Raw genomic sequence first — 263 nt, 5'->3', positions numbered from 1 at the left:
CCACTGGCCTGACGCGGCGAGGCGCCACGGTTGAGCAGATTGACAACCTGGGCGCGCAAAAATCGATTGTCATCGAGTTTGCGCGGCTTTGGACGAGCAAGACGCCCGCGGCTGGCCTGATCAGCGTGATAGGCATCGTAGATACCATCGACGCTGTTGCGTGCGATTTCACGACTGATAGTGGATTGACTACGACAGACTATCTGGGCGATACGCCGGTGCGAATGACCTGCCCGCAGGCAATCGGCAATAATTAAGCGTTC

General features: G+C 57.4%; 1 pseudogene. It reads right to left on the bottom strand.

What is annotated here, in order from left to right:
* Positions 1 to 212 (bottom strand): annotated as a pseudogene (locus tag CHU70_RS10670) (IS30 family transposase); the annotation flags it as partial.
* Positions 213 to 263: the final 51 nt, after the last annotated feature.

The sequence above is a fragment of the Corynebacterium sp. LK10 genome, assembly GCF_008042455.1.
Lineage (GTDB): Bacteria > Actinomycetota > Actinomycetes > Mycobacteriales > Mycobacteriaceae > Corynebacterium > Corynebacterium jeikeium_D.
Note: the sequence above shows the minus strand (reverse complement) of the source record. Positions and strands in the feature narration are given on the sequence as shown.